Source organism: Ramlibacter sp. AN1133, from assembly GCF_037890035.1.
Taxonomy (GTDB): domain Bacteria; phylum Pseudomonadota; class Gammaproteobacteria; order Burkholderiales; family Burkholderiaceae_C; genus Ramlibacter.
Genome location: NZ_JBBKTQ010000001.1, coordinates 187,720 through 208,268, shown reverse-complemented (window position 1 = coordinate 208,268; position 20,549 = coordinate 187,720). Strand labels below are relative to the sequence as shown.

At 70.5% G+C, this 20,549-nt stretch carries 16 protein-coding genes; 10 read left to right on the top strand and 6 right to left on the bottom strand.

The window, feature by feature from the left end; genetic code table 11:
• Positions 1 to 38: 38 nt before the first annotated feature.
• Complete coding sequence (locus WG923_RS00955) at positions 39 to 884, bottom strand: hypothetical protein (protein ID WP_340349036.1); 846 nt, start codon at positions 882 to 884, stop codon at positions 39 to 41.
• A gap of 220 nt (positions 885 to 1,104) precedes the next feature.
• Positions 1,105 to 2,028, bottom strand: a complete 924-nt coding sequence (locus WG923_RS00950) for an alpha/beta fold hydrolase (protein WP_340349035.1) — start codon at positions 2,026 to 2,028, stop codon at positions 1,105 to 1,107.
• A gap of 26 nt (positions 2,029 to 2,054) precedes the next feature.
• On the opposite strand from WG923_RS00950, the gene WG923_RS00945 reads away from it, so the two are divergent.
• The gene (locus WG923_RS00945; RefSeq protein ID WP_340349034.1) at positions 2,055 to 3,884 is read left to right on the top strand and encodes an acyl-CoA synthetase; all 1,830 of its coding nucleotides are present in this window, start codon (positions 2,055 to 2,057) and stop codon (positions 3,882 to 3,884) included.
• Here the strand turns inward: WG923_RS00945 and WG923_RS00940 are convergent.
• On the bottom strand, positions 3,881 to 4,726 hold the full coding sequence (locus tag WG923_RS00940) for a universal stress protein (protein ID WP_340349033.1): 846 nt from the start codon (positions 4,724 to 4,726) through the stop codon (positions 3,881 to 3,883). The genes WG923_RS00945 and WG923_RS00940 overlap by 4 nt on opposite strands.
• Before the next feature lie 151 nt (positions 4,727 to 4,877).
• On the opposite strand from WG923_RS00940, the gene WG923_RS00935 reads away from it, so the two are divergent.
• The 5 genes from WG923_RS00935 (at position 4,878) to WG923_RS00915 (ending at position 13,117) form a co-directional block, all read left to right on the top strand.
• Entirely contained in the window at positions 4,878 to 6,392 is a 1,515-nt protein-coding gene (locus tag WG923_RS00935) for a lysozyme inhibitor LprI family protein (protein ID WP_340349032.1), read from the top strand.
• Positions 6,393 to 6,894: 502 nt separating this feature from the next.
• Entirely contained in the window at positions 6,895 to 8,721 is a 1,827-nt protein-coding gene (locus WG923_RS00930; RefSeq protein WP_340349031.1) for a multicopper oxidase family protein, read from the top strand.
• Between the two features lie 71 nt (positions 8,722 to 8,792).
• Complete coding sequence (locus WG923_RS00925; RefSeq protein ID WP_340349030.1) at positions 8,793 to 9,419, top strand: SCO family protein; 627 nt, start codon at positions 8,793 to 8,795, stop codon at positions 9,417 to 9,419.
• Positions 9,420 to 9,430: 11 nt separating this feature from the next.
• Positions 9,431 to 11,050, top strand: coding sequence for a c-type cytochrome (locus WG923_RS00920; protein WP_340349029.1), 1,620 nt, complete (start codon positions 9,431 to 9,433; stop codon positions 11,048 to 11,050).
• 240 nt (positions 11,051 to 11,290) lie between these two features.
• A complete protein-coding gene (locus WG923_RS00915) occupies positions 11,291 to 13,117 on the top strand; it encodes a multicopper oxidase family protein (RefSeq protein ID WP_340349028.1) in 1,827 nt (608 codons plus the stop codon).
• A gap of 25 nt (positions 13,118 to 13,142) precedes the next feature.
• Here WG923_RS00915 and WG923_RS00910 read toward each other — a convergent pair whose 3' ends face one another.
• Positions 13,143 to 13,880, bottom strand: a complete 738-nt coding sequence (locus tag WG923_RS00910) for a DNA-formamidopyrimidine glycosylase family protein (RefSeq protein ID WP_340349027.1) — start codon at positions 13,878 to 13,880, stop codon at positions 13,143 to 13,145.
• A 50-nt stretch (positions 13,881 to 13,930) separates the two neighbouring features.
• Here WG923_RS00910 and WG923_RS00905 point away from each other — a divergent pair, with 50 nt between their 5' ends.
• From WG923_RS00905 to plsY, 4 genes are all read left to right on the top strand, one after another.
• Positions 13,931 to 14,989 (top strand): aldo/keto reductase, encoded by a 1,059-nt coding sequence (locus tag WG923_RS00905; protein ID WP_340349026.1) that lies wholly within the window; start codon positions 13,931 to 13,933, stop codon positions 14,987 to 14,989.
• A gap of 4 nt (positions 14,990 to 14,993) precedes the next feature.
• On the top strand, positions 14,994 to 15,488 hold the full coding sequence (locus WG923_RS00900; protein ID WP_340349025.1) for an aminoacyl-tRNA deacylase: 495 nt from the start codon (positions 14,994 to 14,996) through the stop codon (positions 15,486 to 15,488).
• A 91-nt stretch (positions 15,489 to 15,579) separates the two neighbouring features.
• Positions 15,580 to 17,241 (top strand): L-lactate permease, encoded by a 1,662-nt coding sequence (locus tag WG923_RS00895; RefSeq protein WP_340349325.1) that lies wholly within the window; start codon positions 15,580 to 15,582, stop codon positions 17,239 to 17,241.
• A 46-nt stretch (positions 17,242 to 17,287) separates the two neighbouring features.
• The gene (plsY, locus tag WG923_RS00890) at positions 17,288 to 17,968 is read left to right on the top strand and encodes a glycerol-3-phosphate 1-O-acyltransferase PlsY (RefSeq protein ID WP_340349024.1); all 681 of its coding nucleotides are present in this window, start codon (positions 17,288 to 17,290) and stop codon (positions 17,966 to 17,968) included.
• A gap of 21 nt (positions 17,969 to 17,989) precedes the next feature.
• Here plsY and WG923_RS00885 read toward each other — a convergent pair whose 3' ends face one another.
• Together WG923_RS00885 and WG923_RS00880 are read right to left on the bottom strand one after the other, a co-directional pair.
• Positions 17,990 to 19,690 (bottom strand): methyl-accepting chemotaxis protein, encoded by a 1,701-nt coding sequence (locus WG923_RS00885; protein ID WP_340349023.1) that lies wholly within the window; start codon positions 19,688 to 19,690, stop codon positions 17,990 to 17,992.
• A gap of 29 nt (positions 19,691 to 19,719) precedes the next feature.
• Positions 19,720 to 20,475, bottom strand: a complete 756-nt coding sequence (locus WG923_RS00880) for a substrate-binding domain-containing protein (protein WP_340349022.1) — start codon at positions 20,473 to 20,475, stop codon at positions 19,720 to 19,722.
• Positions 20,476 to 20,549: the final 74 nt, after the last annotated feature.

The following is a 20,549-nucleotide window of genomic DNA, read 5'->3' as shown; positions in this document are numbered from 1 at the left end:
CCGCAGGCCCCGTTCCGGATCGAGGGAGGGCAAACGCCTCAGCGCGCGGTGGCGGCGCCCAGGCGGGCCTGCGCGGTGCGGCTGCCCATGTTGGCGGCGCGCTGCAGCCAGCGCACGGCCTGGTTCGGGTCCTGCGGCACCGTCACGCCTTCGAGGTAGGCGACGCCCAGGAAGTAGCTCATTTCCATCCGGCCGAAGCGGATGCCCTCTTCGGTGGACTTGCCCGAGCGCTTGACGATCATGGGCACGTCGCCCTTGCCGTCCGCGAAGGCCTGCATCTGCTCGATGGTCTTGCCGAAGAAGCGGTCGCGCGCCTGCGACGCCCTGTCCTTGTCGGGCATGGTCCCGACCAGTTCGTCGGCCAGCACGGGCAGCACCTCGAAGGGGGTCATGCCGCCGCGCATGCGCGGGGAGTACCAGGCGCGCAGCATGGCCTTGTCCAGCGGCAGCAGGCCGTCGACCTTGGTCGGGAAGTAGCTCAGGACGGTCTTGCCGGCGGGGTGGCCGCGCACGCCCATGACGTGCATCGACTCGTGGTAGGCGCAGCGCCAGGCATCGCGGTTGCGCATCTGCATGGCGGCGGAGTCGATCCGCGTCTCGGTCTGGAAGTTCAGGTAGGTCACGCAGGGCTGGTTGTCTTCCAGCATGTTGTCCGGCGTGATCTCGATGCTGACGTTGGCCTGCTGGGCGGCATCGGCGCGGTCGCTCACGTCGATCACCTTCACGCCCGCCTCGGCGGCGGCGTCGCGCAGGGCCTGCAGCGTGTGCTGCTTGTGCGCGTTGAGGTTCACGCCATAGATGCGGACCTTGATGTCCTGTTCCCAGCGCACGAGCCGGGTGGGTGTGCCGCTCTGGTGCCAGAGCACTTCCCACATGGTGTTCATGCCCTGCTCGAACTCATCGGACTGAGCCAGGCAAGGATTGAGCACAACAGCGGCCAGGAGGGCGGAAACGACACCCGACTTCCACATGGAGAGACCCCTCTATCGAAGAATCCCGACTATGGGGTAGGACGCCTCCTACGGCAAGCCTTGTTACGAACGATTGGTTGCACGCCCAGCAGCAGCTGCAAAATTTCACGGTCCGAGGGGTGCGCAGTGTCGTTCACTGCGGGTTTCCGCTAGCGGCGTGGAGAAATCCCTCGATGAGCGCGGCAAGCTCGGCCGGGCGATCGTGATGCAGCATGTGGCCGGCGTCGGCGATGTGGCCCAGCCGCACGTCGGACACGTCCTTCAAGCGTTGGTGGTACTCCGCCAGGGTGTAGCGGCCTTTCCACCAGTGGCCGAGGCTGTCGTCGCTGGCCTCCACGCTGAGCACGGGGGCGGTGATGCGGCGGTAGCTCGCCAGCACTTCGTCGACGCGGTAGAGGTTCGCGTTGACGATCTTGTGGGCCGGGTCGCCCATCACGTGCCAGCGGCCGTCGGCGTCCTGCCGGGCCCAGTGCCCGGCCAGCCACTCGGCCTTGTCGCGCGACAGCCGCCGGTTGTTCTTCATCAGCCGGCCGGCCACGCCCTCCAGCGAGTCGTAGGACGTCAGGTGCAGCTCGCCGCGGTGGTAGGCCTTGAGCTCGCCGATCCACTTGGCGTAGCGGCCCGGCGCCTGTTCCGGCTGGGTGGCGGCCATGCCGAAGCCCTCGAGGTTCACCAGCCGGCGGATGCGCTGCGGCTGCACGCCGGCGTAGAGCATCGCGATGTTGCCGCCCATGCTGTGGCCCACCAGGTCCACGGCGGCGTCGCCGGCGTAGTGATCGAGCAGGAAGTCGAGGTCCGCGAGGTAGTCCGGGAACCAGTAGTTGTCGGTGCGGGGCAGCTCGGTCAGGCCGTAGCCGCGCCAGTCCGGCGCGATCACGAAGCGCTCCTGCGCGAACGCGTCGACGACGAACTGCCAGGAAGCGGCGACGTCCATCCAGCCGTGGACCATGACCAGCGGCGCCTGCCCGGGCTTGCGCTCGCCCCAGAGGCGCACGTGGTAACGCAGGTTCCGGATCGGGACAAACTCGCTGCGGGACGCGCGCTTGGGTTGGTACATTCGCTCGATCATAAGGAGGGCGGACGATGGACCGCAGTCAAGGCAGGGACAACTGGGCGGCCATGCACCGCGGCTTTCGCTGGCAGGTGCCCGATTCCTTCAACATCGCGCAGGCCTGCTGCGGGCGCTGGGCCCGCGAGGCGGATGCCGCGCAGCGGGTGGCGATCATCGCGCACGGCGCCGGGGGCGGGACGCTCACCTTCGCGCAGCTGCAGCAGGAAGCCAACGCCATGAGCCACCTGCTGGTGGGCCTGGGCGTGCGGCGCGGCGACCGCGTGGCCATCGTGATGCCGCAGCGCTTCGAGACGGCGATTGCGTACATGGCGGTGCTGCAGCTCGGCGCCGTGGCGATGCCGCTGTCGATCCTGTTCGGGCCCGATGCGCTGGAATACCGGTTGCAGGACAGCGAGGCGGTGGCCGCGATCTGCGACGAAAGCGCCATCGCCAGCATCGCCGAGGTGCGCTCGCGATGCCCGCTGCTGCGCAAGGTGGTGGGCGTGGGCGGCGCGGGGCCGCGGGCCGACATCGCCTGGGAGGCGCAGCGCGCGCTGCTGCCGCCGGAGTTCGCGCCGGTGCACACGCACGCCGACGAAGGGGCGGTGCTGATCTACACCAGCGGCACCACCGGGCCGCCCAAGGGCGCGCTGATCCCGCACCGCGCGCTGATCGGCAACCTGCCGGGGTTCGTGTGCAGCCAGAACTGGTTCGGCTTTCCGTCGGTGGTCGGCGCGGGCGTGCCCTCCCCCGTGAGGGGGAGGGATGGGGAGGGGGCGGGCACATATGGGCGAAGGCCCAGTCTGCTGCCACCAGAAACGCGAAGCGTTTTCTGGTCGCCAGCAGACTGGGCGTGGACGGGCGGCCTGATGGACGCACTGTTGCCCTCGCTCTACTTCGGCCGGCCCATCGTCGCCTGCAACGCGCGCTTCAGCCCCGAGACCGCGTTCACGCTGATGGAGCGGCACGGGGTGACGCACACCTTCCTGTTCCCGACCGCGCTCAAGGCGATGATGAAGGCGTATCCGCAGCCGCGCGCGCGCTTCGCGCTGGAGCTGCGGGCGATCATGAGCGCGGGCGAGGCCGTGGGCGATGCCGTCTTCAGCTACTGCCGCGACGAGCTCGGGGTGATCGTCAACGAGATGTTCGGGCAGACCGAGATCAACTACGTGGTGGGCAACTGCGCCATGAACGGGCAGACGCAAGCCGGCGTGGGCTGGCCCGCGCGTCCCAACAGCATGGGGCGGCCGTATCCGGGGCACCGCGTCGCCGTCATCGACGAAGAGGGCCGCGAGTGCCAGCCGGGCGTGACGGGCGAGGTCGCGGTCCACCGTTTCGACGTGCACGGCGAGCCGGACCCGATCTTCTTCCTCGGCTACTGGAAGAACGACGATGCCACCCGGCGCAAGTTCACCGGCGACTGGTGCCGCACCGGCGACCTGGCCACGCGCGATGCCGAGGGCTACCTCTGGTACCAGGGCCGCGCGGACGACGTCTTCAAGGCCGCCGGCTACCGCATCGGCCCGAGCGAGATCGAGAACTGCCTGGTCAAGCACCCCGCGGTCGTGAACGCCGCGGTGGTGCCCAAGCCCGATCCGGACCGCGGGGCGCTCGTGAAGGCCTACGTGGTGCTGGCGCCGCACGTGGTCCAGGCGCGGGCGATCGCCACGCGCGGGCAGGACCGCTTCGACGCCGACCTCGTCGCCGAACTGCAGTCGCACGTGAAGGACAAGCTCGCGCCCTACGAGTACCCGAAGGAGATCGAGTTCATCGAGGCGCTGCCCATGACCACCACGGGCAAGGTGCAGCGGCGCGTGCTGCGGCTGCAGGAGGAGGAGCGCGCGCGGGCCCGCTCCGCCTAGTGCGTCATCAGCACCGGCAGCGTCATCGACTGCAGGATCGTGCGGCTGGCGCCGCCCAGGATCCACTCGCGCGCGCGGCTGTGGCCGTAGCAGCCCATGACCAGCAGGTCCGCGCCGAGGTCGAAGGCGCGCGACAGCAGCAGTTCGCCCACCTGCTGGCGCTCGGCGCCGGCACGGTCCCAGGTGAACGCGATGCCATGGGTTTCGAGGTACTTCGCCAGGTCCAGCGCCTGCCCGCCGACGACGGGTTGGGGCTGCTCGCCCCAGCTCAGGACGTGCACGCGCCTGGCCTTGCGCAGGAAGGGCAGGGCGGCCGTGACGGCGCGGGCCGCCTCGGGCGTTTCCTTCCAGGCGATGGCCACCGTGCTGCCGATCGTCGCGGGCGCGCCGATGTGCGGCACCACCAGCGCCGGGCGGCCGCACGCCAGCAGCACCGACTCGACGAAATCGGCCGGCACCGCGGCCGCGTCCTCGTCCGCGGGATTGCGCTGGCCGAGGACCAGCAGGTCGGCGAAGAGGGCCTGCTGCGCGAACGCGTCGGTGATCGGCACCTGGCTGGTCTGTGCCCACTGCACGTCCGCGCCGGAGGCGCGCAGTGTTTCCTCGAACACCTTGCGCGCCTGCTGGCGGCGGCGGTCGTCGAGTTCCACCAGCGAGGCCGACATGCCCGGGCCGCCGATGGCCGGCGCGTACGGCAGCTCGGCGAAGCCCGGCGTGGCGGCATAGAGGGCCGTCAGGGAGGCCTGCAGGCTGCGCGCGAGTTCGCAGGCGGCGGCCAGCCGGCGGCCGGACGCGCGGGTGGGATCGAGGTGCACGAGGAGCTGGCGGAAGTCGGCGGCCACGGCAAGTCCTTTCAGGTCTGGCTTCGACCTTAGTTCGGCGGCGGGGGGCGGTATTGACCCGCCTCAAACGGGCCGCCGTAGGAGCGGTCTGGCCCCGCGAGGCCCTGCAGTCCCGCCTGCCGTGCGCCGCCGCCCCGGTAGCTTTGCCGCCATGGCGATGAACTGGCAGAAGGGCGTCTTGTTCGCGGTCGGACTGACCGTCGGTGTGGCCGCTGGCGTGGCGGGCGTGATGGCCTGGCACGACAGCCAGTCCTCGCGCGGGCCCGACCCCTCCCGCACCCTCGGCGGCCCGGCCGCCACGAGTGCGGTCGCACCCGCGGCGGCCAGCACCGCGGTGGTCGCCGCCGGAAAGGAGTGCGGCGTCGCCCCCCTGTTGCCGCGCAAGGGCGCCGAGGACGGCAAGCTGAGCCTGCAGGCCAAGCCCGGCGCCGCCAGCGCACCGGAGGTTGCCGCCCTGATCCTGAGCGGCAAGGAAGCGGCGGCCAGCGGCCGCGAGCGCGACGCGGAGGTGGCGTTCCTCAATGCCTGCCGCAATGCGGCCTTGCTGGCGTCGGAGCCCATCCCGGCGGCCGACGCCATGTACCAGCTCGCGCGGCACTACGCGAATGTCGCCGCCTTCGGGGCGCAGCCGGCGCGCGAACTCTATGCCCGCGCCGAGCGTTTCTACAGCGCCAGCCTGCTCACGTACACGGCGCGCTATGGCGCCGGCCACGAGAAGACCCGCTTCGCCTCCGAAGGACTGAAGACCGTGCAGCAGGCGACCGGCGGCAACGGGCCGGTGGAGGTGGCCCGGGTCGAGGCGCCCAAGCCCGCCGCGCCCGCGCCCGCGCCGGCACCGGCGCCGGCGCAAGCCGCGGCGCCCGGCCAGGCACCCGCGGTCGCCGCCGCACCGCCGTTGGTCGCGCCCCCACCCGCGCCGAAGGCGCCGGCGCCGGCGCAAGCCGCGGCTGGCGTGCAGGCACCCGCCGTGGCCGCCGCGACGGCGCGGCCTGCCGCGCCCGCACCGGCGGCTACACCCACGTCCCAGCCTGCCCCTGCGGCCCCGCCGGCACCGGCACCGCAAGCCCGCCGCAGCAACCCCTCGTTCGACTGCGCGCGTGCGCACTCCGCCACGGAAAGGCTGATCTGCGCCGACGAGGACCTGGCGCGGCAGGACCGGGAGCTGGGCCGGCTGCACCAGCGGGCCAGGGAGGCGGCGGCGGACCCGCGCGCCTTCCAGCGCGAAAGCGACGCGAAGTGGCAGCAGCGCGAGGACACCTGCCGCGACCGGGAGTGCCTGCAGCGCTGGTACGCGCAGCGGCGCGCGGAACTCGACACCGCCGCTGCCGCCGCACCGCGGCCTTCCCGCCGGGAGCGCGCTGCGGCGGCCGAACCGAGCCAGCGCCCGCAGCGCGCGGCGGCTCCCGAGCCGGCCGAGCGCCCCGTCGCGGCCGAGCCCGCGCCACGCAGCAGCCCGCCCGAGCGGCGCGAGCCGACCACGGCGGCCGGCGCGGGCGCGGCCCGGCCGCTGCCGGACGACGAGCCGCAGGTGCGCGCACCCGTGGTCCGCGCACCGCCGGTCCGCGCGCGCGTGGCCGAACCCGAGGAGCAGCCAGCCGCGCCTGGCGTGGCCTCCGGCAGTGCCGGCGACGCCCCGCAGGCCGAGGGCTCCGCCGACGCGCCCTGAAGCGGCGTCGCCGGCCTCACGCTCCGCGCCCCGAGCGGCGTCGCCGGCCTCACGCTCCGCGCCCCGAGCGGCGTCGCCGCCTCCCGCGAACAGGCCCGCTTCCAGGCGGGCCTGCTTCTTGCGACGTCCCTTTTACATGCTCGTCCCCCTGCTTCTGAGAATCGTTCGCTTTCGTCTTATCTCTGTCGTTGTCGTTGAATTCCGCATCAATCTTAAGGAGGCCTTAACGACCCGGGAAAGTATCTAGATCGTTCTTTTTCCCGTTCGCATCGAAGGAGGAAAGGGGCGGCCCGCACGAGGGGAAAACAGTCCCCGCTCGTGGGGAAACCCACCCCATTCCCGGGCCAAATTCCCCATCGACCGGCACCTTCGTTCCTTTGTCTCGACCCCTTCGTTCTCTCCGGTAAGCACCTTCCGAAAGTTGGAGTGCGACCTTTGGGCACGGTTGATGCAATCGACCGTGCCGCGCACCTTTGCGCGAAGAACGAGGAAGAGGAACGACATGATTGCAAGACGACAATTCCTGGGCGTCGGCGGCGCAGCGGCCGCCAGCCTCCTGGTCCCGATGGGCCTGCTGCCGAAGTCCGCACGGGCGCAGAGCCTGCCCCTGCTGAACGCCGCGCTGCAGCCCAAGTTCGTCAACCCGCTGCCGAACCCCCTGGCTCCGAGCTACATCTACGCGCCCACCGGCATCGATCCCGCCAGCGGGCTGCCGCTGTACGAGATCAGCGCGCAGAAGATCACCCACAACGCCGGCCTGGTCGACCCGACCACCGGCACCGCCCTGAGCTTCACCGCGTGGGCCTACGGCACGGCGAGCCAGCCGGCGGTGTTCCCGGGCCGCAGCTTCAACCTGCGCAGCGGCAGCGCCGTGAAGGTCCGCTACATCAACGGGCTCGATGGCGTGCAGTACCCGGCCGACGTGCCGGTGGACCAGACCCTGGACTGGGCCGACCCGCTCAACGCCGGCAATCCGGCCAACCAGCCCTACACCGGTCCCGTGCCGCTGGTGGCGCACCAGCACGGCGGCGACACCGAGTCCCTGAGCGACGGCCTGCCCGATGCGTGGGCCACGCCGGGCAACGCGATCACGGGCCGCCTGTTCAACCCGCTCTACACCTACGACAACACGCAGGAAGCCACGCACCTCTGGTACCACGACCACGCCGTGGGCGTCACGCGCCTGAACGTGTACATGGGCCTGGCGGGCAACTACTTCATCCGCGACGCCAACGAAGACGCGCTGCAGCTGCCCGCGTACCCGTACGAAGTGCCGCTCCTGATCCAGGACCGCACCTTCCTGTCCAACGGCGAGCTGTTCTACGACCACGTCGACCCCGCCAACCCGCTGGCCCCGAACCCGACGCACCTGCCGGAGAACTTCGGCGACACGATCCTGGTCAACGGCGTCGCCTGGCCCGTGCTGGACGTCGAGCCCCGCAAGTACCGCTTCCGCGTGCTGAACGGCTCCGACTCGCGCGTCTACGACATGCAGATGTCCAACGCCTTGCCGTGGATCCAGATCGGCTCCGACCTCGGCCTGCTCAACGCCCCGGTCTCGCAGGGCACGCTGAGCGTCGCCCCCGGCGAGCGCAGCGACGTGATCCTGGACTTCGCCGGGCTGGCGGGCAAGACCATCATCGTGCGCAACACCGCCAAGGCGCCCTATCCGAGCGGTGCCTCGGTGGACCCGAAGACCACCGGCCAGATCATGGCGTTCCGCGTGTCGCTGCCGCTGTCCGCCATCCCGGACCGTCCGATTCCCGCCAACCTGCGCCCCCTCTCGGGCCCGGTGCCGGTGATCGCGAACCCGGTGCGCACCCGCAAGATCATCCTGTTCGAGGGAACCGACGCGAGGGGCCGCCTGCAGACCATGGCCGGCATCGTCGACAACAGCCGCCCGACGCTCAACGGCACGCTGGTCTTCGCCGACCCGATCACGGAGAACCCGCAGGTGGGCGACACGGAGATCTGGGAGTTCTACAACACGACGGCCGACGCGCACCCGATCCACATGCACCTGGTGGACTTCCGCATCCTCAACCGGCAGAAGTTCAGCGGCACCATCACGCCGAAGACCAACAGCGACGGTTCCACCGGCGGCGTGCTGGACGAGGCCTCCGTCAAGATGCTGGGCCGGGCGCACGTGCCGAGTGCCGAGGAAGCCGGCAAGAAGGACACCGCCAAGATGTTCCCGGGCGAGGTCACCCGCGTGATCGCCACGTTCAAGCGGCCGGGCGAGTACCTGTACCACTGCCACATCCTCTCGCACGAGGACCACGAAATGATGCGGCCCTACTTCGTGGGCCCCATTCCCGCGGGGCGCTGAGAGGCGCACTCCCGTTTCATCGTGAAGGCGGAAGGGCCCGAGGGGCCCTTCCTTTCCCGCAGGAGAACGACTTGATCACGATTCGCACCTTGCTCCAGCTCGCCGCCGCCGCCGCCGCCGCGGCCCTTGCTCTCATCGCAGCCCCGGCGTTCGCGGCCGACGACCACCAGCATCACCACCACCACCAGGCGGAGGCCACCCCGGGCTACGCGCGCCAGGTCGCACAGTACCGGCTGCCCCCCATCACCCTGGTGCGCTCGGACGGCGCCAGCGCCAGCTTCCCGCAGGAGATCGACGACGGCCGCCCCGTCGTGCTCAATTTCATCTACACCAGCTGCACCGCGATCTGCCCGATCCTGAGCCAGAGCTTCGCCGAGTTCCAGCGCAAGCTCGGCGCCGAGCGCGAGCAGGTCCGCATGGTCTCGGTCAGCATCGACCCCGAGCAGGACACGCCCCGGCGCCTGGCGGAATACGCCAGGCGCTTCGACGCCGGCACGCAGTGGAGCTTCTACACCGGCACGGTGGCCGCCAGCGCGAGCCTGCAGAAGGCTTTCCAGAGCTACTTCGGCGACAAGATGCACCACCGCCCCGTGACCTTCATGCGCGCGGCCCCCGGCGAGCCGTGGGTGCGGCTGGACGGCTTCGCCTCGCCCGACGAACTGCTGGCCGAATACCGCCGGCTGGCCCACCGTCACTGAAGGAGCGGCCCGTGCGAAGGACCTTCCGCGCCGCGCTCGGCGCCTTGATGTTGTCGCTGGCAGGCGCTCTCGCGGCGCCGGCCGGCGCCGCCGACGCCGCCGCGCGGCCCGGGGACCTGCTGGCGCAGGGACGCGCCCTGTACCTGGAGGGCCGGCGCGCCGACGGCAGTGCGTTGACGGCCGTGCGGGCCGGGGGCCTGGCGCTCGCCGGCGCGGAGGCCGCCTGCGTCAGCTGCCATCGCCGCAGCGGCATGGGCGGCTCGGAAGGCCGCAGCTACATCCCGCCCATCACCGCGACGGCGCTGTTCACCGCCATGCCCGTGGGCAAGGGCGCCTCGGCGATCGGCGACGGACGTCCCGCGTACGGGGAGGCCAGCCTGGCGCATGCGCTGCGCGAAGGCGTCGATGCCTCCGGCCGGCCGCTGGACTACCTGATGCCGCGCTACCGGCTGGCGGACGACGAGGTGAGCGCGCTGCAGGCCTACCTGCGCACGCTCCCGGAACGGCCGGCGGCGGACGGCGGCACCGTGCACTTCGCCACCGTCATCGCGCCGGACGTTCCGCGCGAGCGCAGCGAGGCGATGGTGGGCGTGCTGCAGGCCTGCTTCGACGAGCACAACGCCGGGCCGCGGCCCGAACGGGGCCGCCACAAGCTGGCCGCCGGCATGAGCCAGCGCGAAGGCCGCAAGTGGCAACTGCACGTATGGAACCTGGAAGGCCCGCAGGCGGGCTGGGGCAGCCAGCTCGCGCGGCACGCCGGCGAGCAACCGGTGTTCGCCGTCGTGGGCGGCGTGGGCGGGGCGCAGTGGGAGCCCGTGCACGGCTTCTGCGAGCGTACCGGCGTGCCCTGCGTGTTCCCGCACCTGGAGGCGGCGCCCGCCGCGGCCGGCAGCTTCTACCCGCTGTATCTGGGCCAGGGCGCGCTGCTGGAGGCGGGGCTGGTGGCGCGGCACCTCGCGCAGCAGCCCCCGGCCCACCGGCACGTGACGCAGGTCTTGCGAGAGCACGACGCTGCGGCGCAAGCCGCGGCCGCCGCCTTGCAGCAGGCGCTGGCCGAACAGGGCGTCGAAACCGGCGAGCTGCGCATCCCCGCGCAGGCCCCGCTCGCCCCCGGCCTCTTCTCCCGGCTGCAGGCGCAGGAGACCCTCGTGCTGTGGCTGCGGCCGGCCGACCTGGCGCAGCTGGCGGGCGTGGCGCCTGCCGGCGCGCAGGTGTTCGTCTCCGCGACGCTGGCGCAGCGCGACGAGGTGCCGCTGCCGCAGGCGTGGAGGGCCCGCACCCTGATGGCCTATCCGTTCGAGCTGCCGCAGCAGCGCGCGCGCGTCACGACGCCCATGCGCCAGTGGCTGCAGGAGCGCGGCCTCGCCCTGACCGACGAGCGCGTGCAGGCCGATGCGTTCGTGGCGTGCAGGGCGCTGCGCACCGCGATGCTGGAGGCCGAGGACCACCTGGGGCGGGACTACCTGGTGGAGCGGCTGGAGACGAACATGGAGCGCACGACGGCCACCGGCCTGTACCCGCGCCTGGCGCTGGGCATCGGCCAGCGCTTCGCGTCCAAGAGCGGATACCTGGTGCGCTTCGACGAAGCCAGGGGCGGGTTCGCCGCGATCGGGGAGCGCGTGGCGCCCTAGTGGCGAGCACGGGGCAGGTCCCGCCACCTGCCTCGCAAGGATCCCGGGCCGCGCCGACAGCGCGGCCTTTTCTTTTGCTGGTCGCCATGGCCATGTAAGAAGACCAAAAAACGATGGATGCCCTCAACGGACGTTCCTGGGATTAAGAAATTGACTGAAGTAAATAGTGTTCTTTCGGCACGCTTGATGCACGCACTCTCATCGCGCACTGTTGCGCGATGAGAGAGGAAGAGGAACGACATGATCGCGAGACGACAATTCCTGGGCTTCGGCAGCGCAGCGGCCGCCGGCCTCCTGGTGCCCGTGGGCCTGCTGCCGCGCTCCGCGCGGGCGCAGAGCGTGCCGCTGCTGGATCCGCTGACGCAGCCCCGGTTCGTGAACCCGCTGCCCAACCCGCTGGCGCCGAAGTACCACTACCTGCCCACCGGCTTCGACCACGCCTCCGGGCTGCCGCTGTTCGAGATCCGCGCGCAGCAGATCCGCCACGACGCCGGTCTGGTCGATCCGGCCACGGGCGCGCGCCTGACGCATACCGCGTGGGGCTACGGGACTTCGCTGCAGCCGGCCGTGTACCCGGGCTACACCTTCGAGTTCCCGCGCGGCATCGGCGCGAAGGTGCGCTACGTGAACGCCCTCAACGGCGTGACCTATCCGCCCGACGTGCCGGTGGACCAGACGCTGCACTGGGCCGATCCCCTGAACAGCGGCAGCCTGCCGGGCGTGCCCTACGCGGGCCCCGTGCCGCTGGTGGCGCACCAGCACGGCGGCGATACCGAGTCGCTCAGCGACGGCCTGCCGGATGCGTGGGCCACGCCGGGCAACGCGATCACCGGCCGCCTGTTCAACCCGCTCTACACCTACGACAACTCGCAGGAGGCGACGCAGCTCTGGTACCACGACCACTCGGTCGGCGTGACGCGCCTGAACGTGTACATGGGCCTGGCCGGCCACTACTTCATCCGCGACCTCAACGAGCTCTCGCTGGGCCTGCCGAAGTATCCGTACGAGGTCCCGCTCCTGATCCAGGACCGCACCTTCCTGTCCAACGGCGAACTGTTCTACGCCTCCGTGGACACGGAGACTCCGGGCCTGCCCTCGCCCACGCACCTGCCGGAGAACTTCGGCGACACGATCCTGGTCAACGGTGTCGCCTGGCCCGTGCTGGACGTGGAGCCGCGCAAGTACCGCTTCCGCGTGCTGAACGGCTCCGACTCGCGCGTGTACGACATGACGCTGTCCAACGGCATGCCCTTCGTGCAGATCGGTTCCGACCTCGGCCTGCTGAATGCGCCCGTCAGCATGACGCTGCTGAGCGTCGCACCCGGCGAGCGCGCCGACATCATCCTCGACTTCGCGGGCAAGGCGGGACAGACGATCATCATCAACAACACCGCGGCCGCGCCCTACCCGAGTGGCGACCCGGTCGACCCCGCCACCACGGGGCAGGTGATGGCCTTCCGCGTCTCGCTGCCGCTGTCCGGCGTGGCGGATCCCAGGATCCCGGCCAACCTGAGGCCGCTCTCCGGCCCGGTGCCCACGCTGTCGCGCCCGGCGCGCACGCGCAAGATCCTGCTGTTCGAGGGCACGGATTCGCTGGGCCGCCTGCAGACCATGGCCGGCATCGTCGACAACAGCCGGCCGAACCTCAATGGCACCCTGGTGTTCGACGACCCGATCTCCGAGAACCCCCAGGTGGGCGACACGGAGATCTGGGAGTTCTACAACACCACGGCGGACGCGCACCCGATCCACATGCACCTGGTGGACTTCCGCGTCCTCAACCGGCAGGGCTTCACCGGCACGATCACCGACAAGACCAACAGCGACGGCTCGCTCGGTGGCGTGCTGGACGAGGCCAGCATCCGGCTGGTGGGCAAGGCGCGCAAGCCGGCGGCCAGCGAGGCCGGCAAGAAGGACACCGCCAAGATGTTCCCCGGCGAGGTCACGCGGGTGATCGCGAAGTTCAACCGCCCCGGCGAGTACCTGTACCACTGCCACATCCTCTCGCACGAGGACCACGAGATGATGCGGCCCTACTTCGTGGGTCCCATCCCTCCGGGGCGCTGACCGGCGCGTGCCGCCTGCCAGAGGCTCAGGTGTAGCGCCGCTGGCAGTTCTCGCAGAAGAAGCTGCGCCTGTGGGTGCGCCCCAGGTGCGCCTTCTTCAGCGGGATCTGGCAGCGCGGGCAGGTCCGCTTCGTGTGGACCTGCCAGTGCTTCTTCAGCACGTACTGCTTCTTCCACTCGTAGAACTCGAAGCTGTAGCGGCGCGCCTGCTCCACCAGCTCGCGCAGCTTGCCCGCCGGCAGCGCGCCGACGGTCGACAGCGGATGCACGCGGATGCGGAACAGCACCTCGTTCTTGATGATGTTGCCCACGCCGGCGAAGACGTCCTGGTCCAGGAGGGCATCGCACACCAGGGTGTCGGGGCGCGCGCGCAGGCGCTTCAGCGCCAGCTTCGGGTCCCAGTGCGCCGACATCACGTCGGCCCACCAGTCGTACGCCAGGTCCAGCGGCTCCTCGATGAAGCGCACCGAGCAGGCGTAGAAGTTGATCTCCTCGCCGGCGTCGAACCCGAGCGACAGGCGGGGCACCGCCCAGCTCTTGTCCTCGTTGATGCGGTAGCTGCCGAACAGCATGAAGTGCACGCGCAGGGCGAAGTCCGGCAGTTCCACCAGGAAGTGCTTGCCCCAGCTGCGGAAGGCTTCCACCCGCTGGTCCAGCAGCCTCTCCTTCTCGATGGTGGTGTTGCCGCTCACGCGCCGGATGGTGCGGCCGATGAAGGGAGTCACTTCCTCCCTGAGGATCACGATCGAGGGGCCTTCGGGCATGGTTCGTACTATGCTCGACGGCGTCCGATTCACGAGAACGATGTAACGCCATGCAAACCGTCCAGCTTGGACAGAGCGACCTGCAGGTCACCCCGATCTGCCTGGGCACCATGACCTTCGGCGAGCAGGTGCCGGAAAGCGATACCCACGCCATCCTCGACCGCGCCGTGGAGCGCGGCATCAACTTCCTCGACACGGCGGAGATGTACCCGGTGCCGCCGCGCGCCGAGACCTTCGGCACCACCGAGACGTACATCGGCAACTGGCTGGCGGCCCGCCCCGGCATGCGCCAGCGCATCGTGCTGGCCACCAAGGTGGCCGGTCCTTCGCGCGCCATGCCCTGGGTGCGTCCCTCGCCGGGCCTGGCGCCGGCGGACATCCTCGCGTCCTGCGAGGCCTCGCTCAAGCGCCTGCGCACCGAGGTGATCGACCTGTACCAGATCCACTGGCCCGAGCGCCACGTGCCCGCCTTCGGCGAGATCTATTACGACCCGGCGCGCGAGACCAGCAAGATCGGCATCTACGACCAGCTCGAGGCGCTGAACAAGCTGGTGCGCGAAGGCAAGGTGCGCTACGTGGGCCTGTCGAACGAGTCCCCCTACGGCGTGCACGAATTCGTGCGGGTCGCCGAGCAGTACGAGCTGCCGCGCATCGCCAGCGTGCAGAACCCGTACTGCCTGACCAGCCGCGCGGTCGACAACGGCCTCGACGAGACCCTGCACCGCCTGGGCGTGTCGCTGCTGGCGTATTCGCCGCTGGCGTTCGGCGCGCTCACGGGCAAGTACGACGCGAGCGGCACGGCCGCCAGCGCCGCGCCCGCGGGCCGGCTGGCGAAGTTCGAGCGCATGCGCGCGCAGCGCTGGGGGCGAGCCGAGGCGCTGGCCGCGGCACGCCGCTACAACGCGCTGGCGCGCGAGCACGGCCTGACCCCCACGCGCATGGCGCTGGCCTGGTGCTACACGAACTGGCGCGTGGCCAGCACGATCGTCGGCGTGACCTCGCTGGCCCAGCTCGATGAGAACCTGCAGGCCTGGGGCACGCGGCTGCCGCCGGAACTGCTGGCGAAGATCGACCAGGTGCGCTGGGAACTGCGCGACCCGGCGCAATAAGGCCATGGCCCGCAAGGACCACGTCAGCGAGACCCCCGCCACCGCCTTCCTCAAGGCCCACGGCGTGGCCTTCACGGAACATCCCTACGAGTACGTGGAGCACGGGGGCGCGCAGCACAGCGCCGAGGTGCTCGGCTTCGACCCGTTCACGGTGGTGAAGACGCTGATCATGGAAGACGAGAAGGCGCGGCCCCTGGTGGTGCTGATGCACGGCAACCGCAAGGTCTCCACCAAGAATCTCGCGCGGCAGATCGGCGCCAAGTCGGTCGAGCCCTGCAAGCCCGAGGTGGCGATGCGCCACAGCGGCTACCTGGTGGGCGGCACTTCGCCCTTCGGCACCCGCAAGCAGATGCCGGTATATGTCGAGGAGAGCATCCTCGCGCTGCCGCGCATCGTGCTCAACGGCGGGCGCCGCGGCTATCTCGTCGGCCTGGACCCCCAGGTGCTGGGCAGGCTGCTCGGCGCCAAGCCGGTGAACTGCGCCCTCGACGACCTGTAGGGCGTTTCCCGGCCCCGAGGCAGCCCGCCGTCAGGCGGCCTGTGCTACACCGTGCGCTCCTCACAACGCATAGACAACAACAGGAGACGGCATCATGTGGCAACAGGTCTACAACCCCACGGGCAGCATGGTGCTGTCCACGCTGCTGGCGGCGATCCCGGTCGTGGTCATGCTGGTCGGCCTCGGCTTCCTGCACATGAAGGCGCACCTCGCGGCGCTGGCGGGCCTGGTGGCGGCGCTGGCGATCGCGGTGATGGCCTTCGGCATGCCGGTGGAGATGGCGGGCAAGGCGGCCTGGCTCGGCGCGCTCACGGGCATGCTGCCGATCGGCTGGATCGTGCTGAACATCATCTTCCTGCACCGGCTGACGGAACAGAACGGCTCGTTCGCCGTGTTGCAGGACACGATCGCCGGCGTCACGGAAGACCGGCGGCTGCAGCTGCTGCTGATCGCGTTCTCCTTCGGCGCCTTCTTCGAGGGCGCGGCCGGTTTCGGCACCCCCGTCGCGGTGACGGCCGCGATGCTGATCGGCCTGGGCTTCTCGCCGCTGGCCGCCTCGGGCCTGTCGCTCATCGCGAACACGGCGCCGGTGGCCTACGGCGCGCTCGGCACGCCGATCATCACGCTGGCCAAGGTGCACGGCTACGACGTGATGGCGATCTCGGCGATGGTGGGGCGGCAGCTGCCGTTCTTCTCGCTGCTGGTGCCCTTCTGGCTGATCTGGGCCTTCGCCGGCCGGCGCGGGATGCTGCAGATCTGGCCGGCCATCCTGGTCACCGGCGTGTCCTTCGCCATCCCGCAGTACCTGGTGTCGAACCACTTCGGCCCCGAACTGGTGGACGTGATCGCGGCGGCGGTGTCGATGGCGTGCCTGGTGGCCTTCCTGCGGGTGTGGAAGCCGCGCGAGATCTGGACCTCGGTGGTGCCGCGCGGCCACGAGAAGGACGCGGGCACGGCCGGTGCGCCGCACCAGCGCACCGTGCATCCGCGCGGCGTCGTGCTGCGCGCCTGGATGCCCTGGGTGCTGCTGGCCGTCTTCGTGTTCGTCTGGGGCCTGCCGCAGGTGAAGGCGGCACTCAACGCCATCTTCGCGCCCAACTTCCCCATAGCCGGCCTGCACAACGCGGTCATCCGGGTGCCGCCGGTGGTACCGAAGAACACGCCGGAGGGCGCGGTCTATGCGTTCACCCTGCTGTCGGCCACCGGCACGGGCATCCTGTTCGCGGCCATCGTCGGCGGCCTGCTGGCGCGCTACAACCCCGTGGAACTGGTGCGCCAGTACGGCGCGACGATCTGGAAGGTGCGCTTTTCGCTCATCACCATCGCGCTGATGCTGGCCCTGGGCACCGTGACGCGCTATTCCGGCCTGGACACCACGCTGGGCCTGGCGTTCGCCTCCACCGGAGTGCTGTACCCGTTCTTCGGCACCCTCATGGGTTGGCTGGGCGTGGCGCTGACGGGGTCCGACACCGCGTCCAACGTGCTGTTCGGCGGCATGCAGAAGGTGGCCGCGGAGCAGCTCGGGCTGCCCGCCAACCTGATGGGCGCGGCCAACAGCTCCGGCGGCGTGATGGGCAAGATGATCGACGCCCAGTCGATCGTCGTGGCTTCCACCGCCACCGGCTGGATGAACAAGGAAGGCGAGATCCTGCGCTACGTGTTCTTCCACTCGCTGGCGCTGGCGGCGCTGGTGGGCATCCTGGTGACGCTGCAGGCCTACGTGCCGCCCTTCACGTACATGGTGGTGAAGTAGCGCGCTGGCAGAATACGGCTCCACGAGGGCAACGCAGGAGCGGCAAGTGCAAGCGATCTATTCCCTGGCGGCGATCATCGCCGCCTACCTGCTCGGCTCGCTCGCGTTCGCCGTGATCGTGAGCCGGGTGATGGGCCTGTCGGACCCGCGCACCTTCGGCAGCCGGAACCCGGGGGCCACCAACGTGCTGCGCTCCGGCAGCAAGCCGGCGGCCGTCGTCACGCTGCTGTTCGACGCGCTCAAGGGCTTCGTGCCGGTGCTGCTGGTCAGGCTGTACGGGCGCGAGTGGGGCCTGGGCGATGCCACCATGGCGCTGGTGGGCCTGGCGGCCTTCCTGGGGCACCTCTATCCGGTGTTCTTCCGCTTCCAGGGCGGCAAGGGCGTGGCCACCTTCATCGGCGTCGTGTTCGGCGTGCATTGGCTGCTGGGCGTGGCCACGGGCCTGACCTGGATCATCATCGCCTTCTTCTTCCGCTATTCGTCCCTGGCGTCGCTGATCGCGGCGGTCTTCGCGCCCACCTTCTACCTGCTCGTCGCCGGCGGCGCGTGGTATGCCGAGGGCCCGGTGGCGATGGCGCTGTTCGTCATGGCGCTGCTGCTCGCCTGGCGGCACCGCGCCAACATCCAGCGGCTGCTGCAAGGGAAGGAGTCGAGGCTGGGCTCGAAGAAGCCCGAGCCCGCTCCGCCCCCGCATCACCACCCGCCGCACCACGGGCACCACCACTAGGAGCGCAGGCACCTCGCGCCGTCAGAACTCCCGCCAGTTGGGGCCGGGCTGGGCCGGCGCACCTGGCGGCTGCGGCAGCGGCGCCAACGCCGGCCGCGCGGCCCGGACGCGGATCGGCGCCGGCGCTGCAGCCGCATGCACGGCCGGCGCTGGCGCCGCTTCCAGGGCCGCGGCGTCGTCGTCCAGGCGGAAGTGCGACACGGTGACCAGCAGCGAGGCGGCCTGCGCCTTCATGGAATCGGTCGCGGCCGCGGCCTCCTCCACCAGCGAGGCGTTGTGCTGCACGACCTGGTCCATCTGCGTGACGGCGCTGCTGACCTGCTCGATGCCGGCGCTCTGCTCGCGGCTGGCGGCCGCGATCTCCGCGATCAGCTCGCTCACCTGCGCCACCGCGCGCACGATCTCGTCCATCGTGGCGCCGGCATTGGCCACCTCGCGGGCGCCGTTCTCCACCTTGCCGGCCGAGTCTCCGATCAGCTCCTTGATCTCCTTGGCCGCCGCGGCGCTGCGCTGCGCGAGGTTGCGCACCTCGCCGGCCACGACCGCGAAGCCGCGCCCCTGGTCGCCGGCCCGCGCCGCTTCCACGGCGGCATTGAGGGCGAGGATGTTGGTCTGGAACGCGATGCCGTCGATCACGCCGATGATGTCGGCGATGCGGCGCGAGGCCTCGGAGATGCCGTGCATGGTGTTGACCACCTGGCCCACCACCTCCCCGCCCTTGCGCGCCACTTCCGACGCGCCGTTGGCCAGCCGCGCCGCGTCGCGCGCATGCTCCGCGTTCTGCGTCACCGAGGACGTGAACTGCTGCATGGAGCTGGCCGTCTCCTCCAGCGTGCTCGCCTGTTCCTCGGTGCGTGTCGACAGCTCCTGGTTGCCCTGCGCGATCTGCGCACTGGCGTCGGCCACCTGGTGCGCGCCCGTGGCCACTTCGCCGACCACCTGGCGCAGCTTGCCCGCCATCTGGCCCAGGGCCTGCAGCAGGCGCCCGAGCTCGTCGCGGCCGGCCGTCTTCACCTGCACGGTGAGGTCGCCGTCGGCCACGCGCCGCGCCAGCGCCTCGGCCTCGCCGATGGGCCGGGTGATCGAGGCCGTGATCCGCCACGACAGCAGCACGCCGAGCAGCACCGCCGCCGCGGCCATTCCCAGCACGATGTTGCGCGTGAGGTGGTAGGCATCGGACGCCTTGCGGGCCTCGTCCGCGCTCAGCGCCACCTGGTGGTCCTCGAAGCGTTCCATGGCCTCGATCAGGCGGATCTGCGCCGGCCGCATCGTCTTGAGCAGCACGTCCTTCGCCGAGCTGTAGTCGCCGTGGTCGGCGTCCTTGAGGAACTCGTTCTCGTGCGGCAGGTAGGCCTCGCGCGCCGTCGCGATCTCGCCGAGCAGGGTGCGCTCGCGCTCGGTGGAAATGGTCTTGTCCACCTTGGCCAGCAGCTCCTGCACCGACGCCTGGTTGGCGCGCACGTTGGCGAGTTCCTCCTTGACCTGTTTCTCGTCGTCCAGCACCAGCACGTTGCCCGTGCTGCGGCTGATGTGGCCGAGGGCGTTGCTCGCCTGCGCCACCGTGATCAGCTGCACGAGGCGGGTGGAGGACAGCGCGTCGACGTTGCGGTTGAAGCTCGCCAGCTGCAGCAGGCTGACCAGCACGACGCCGACCAGCAGCAGCAGCACGAGCCCGAAGCCGGCGCCGAGCCGGGTGCGGACGCTCAGGCTTTGCAGGGACATGGCCATTCCTTTCGGGGGTCGCTCGGCCGTTACTTGGCCGCGGCGCGGAACGCCTCGATGACCTGCCTGACCTTCGGTTGCGGCTCGCCGATTGTGACGAGCGCCAGCGGCCGCTCGAGCTTGCTGGTCTCCACGACCTTCACCTTGCCGTCGCTCTTGACGAAGCCGCGGCCGAGGCCGCCGATGGCCGCTTCGTCGGTCGGCACCAGGTCGGCGATGCGCGAGACCGAGGTGAGCGACTTGACGCTGGGCGCGTACTCCTGGTTGTTCAGCACCAGCTTCTTGATCATGGCCCGCGTGCCGCCGGTCAGGGCGTCGGAGTAGACGGTGATCGGCATGTCCTTGCCACCGAGCTGCTTCCAGTTGGTGACCTTGCCGGTGTGGATGTCGCCCAGCTGCTGCAGCGTGAGCTTGGTCACCGGGTTGCTCGCGTGCACGATGAAGACGATCTCGTCCTTGCGCAGTTCGTGCATCTTCAGCTTCGAGCCATCGAGCTTGCGCCCGGCCGCTTCGGCCGCCATCAGCGCGATGTCCATCGGCTCGGAGACCATCGCGGCGTCGGCCTTGTTGTCGCTGAGGTCGACCAGGCCGCGGCCGGTGGCATTGCCGTTGATCTCCAGCGTGTGGCCGGTGGCCTTTTCGACGGCGGCGCGGTACGGGTTGATGACCACGTTCACGACGGTGGTCGCCCCCGCGAGCTTGACGGTGTCCGCCTGGGCGGAGAGGGGCAGGACGGCGGCCAGGGCTGCCAGGGAGAAGGGCACGGAAAGAAGGATGCGGCGCATTGAGGTTCTCCAGTCGGTTGGAAGACCCGAGCGCGTCGGCGTCACGGGTCGTGCCTTCGTCGGCACGCGCCGAG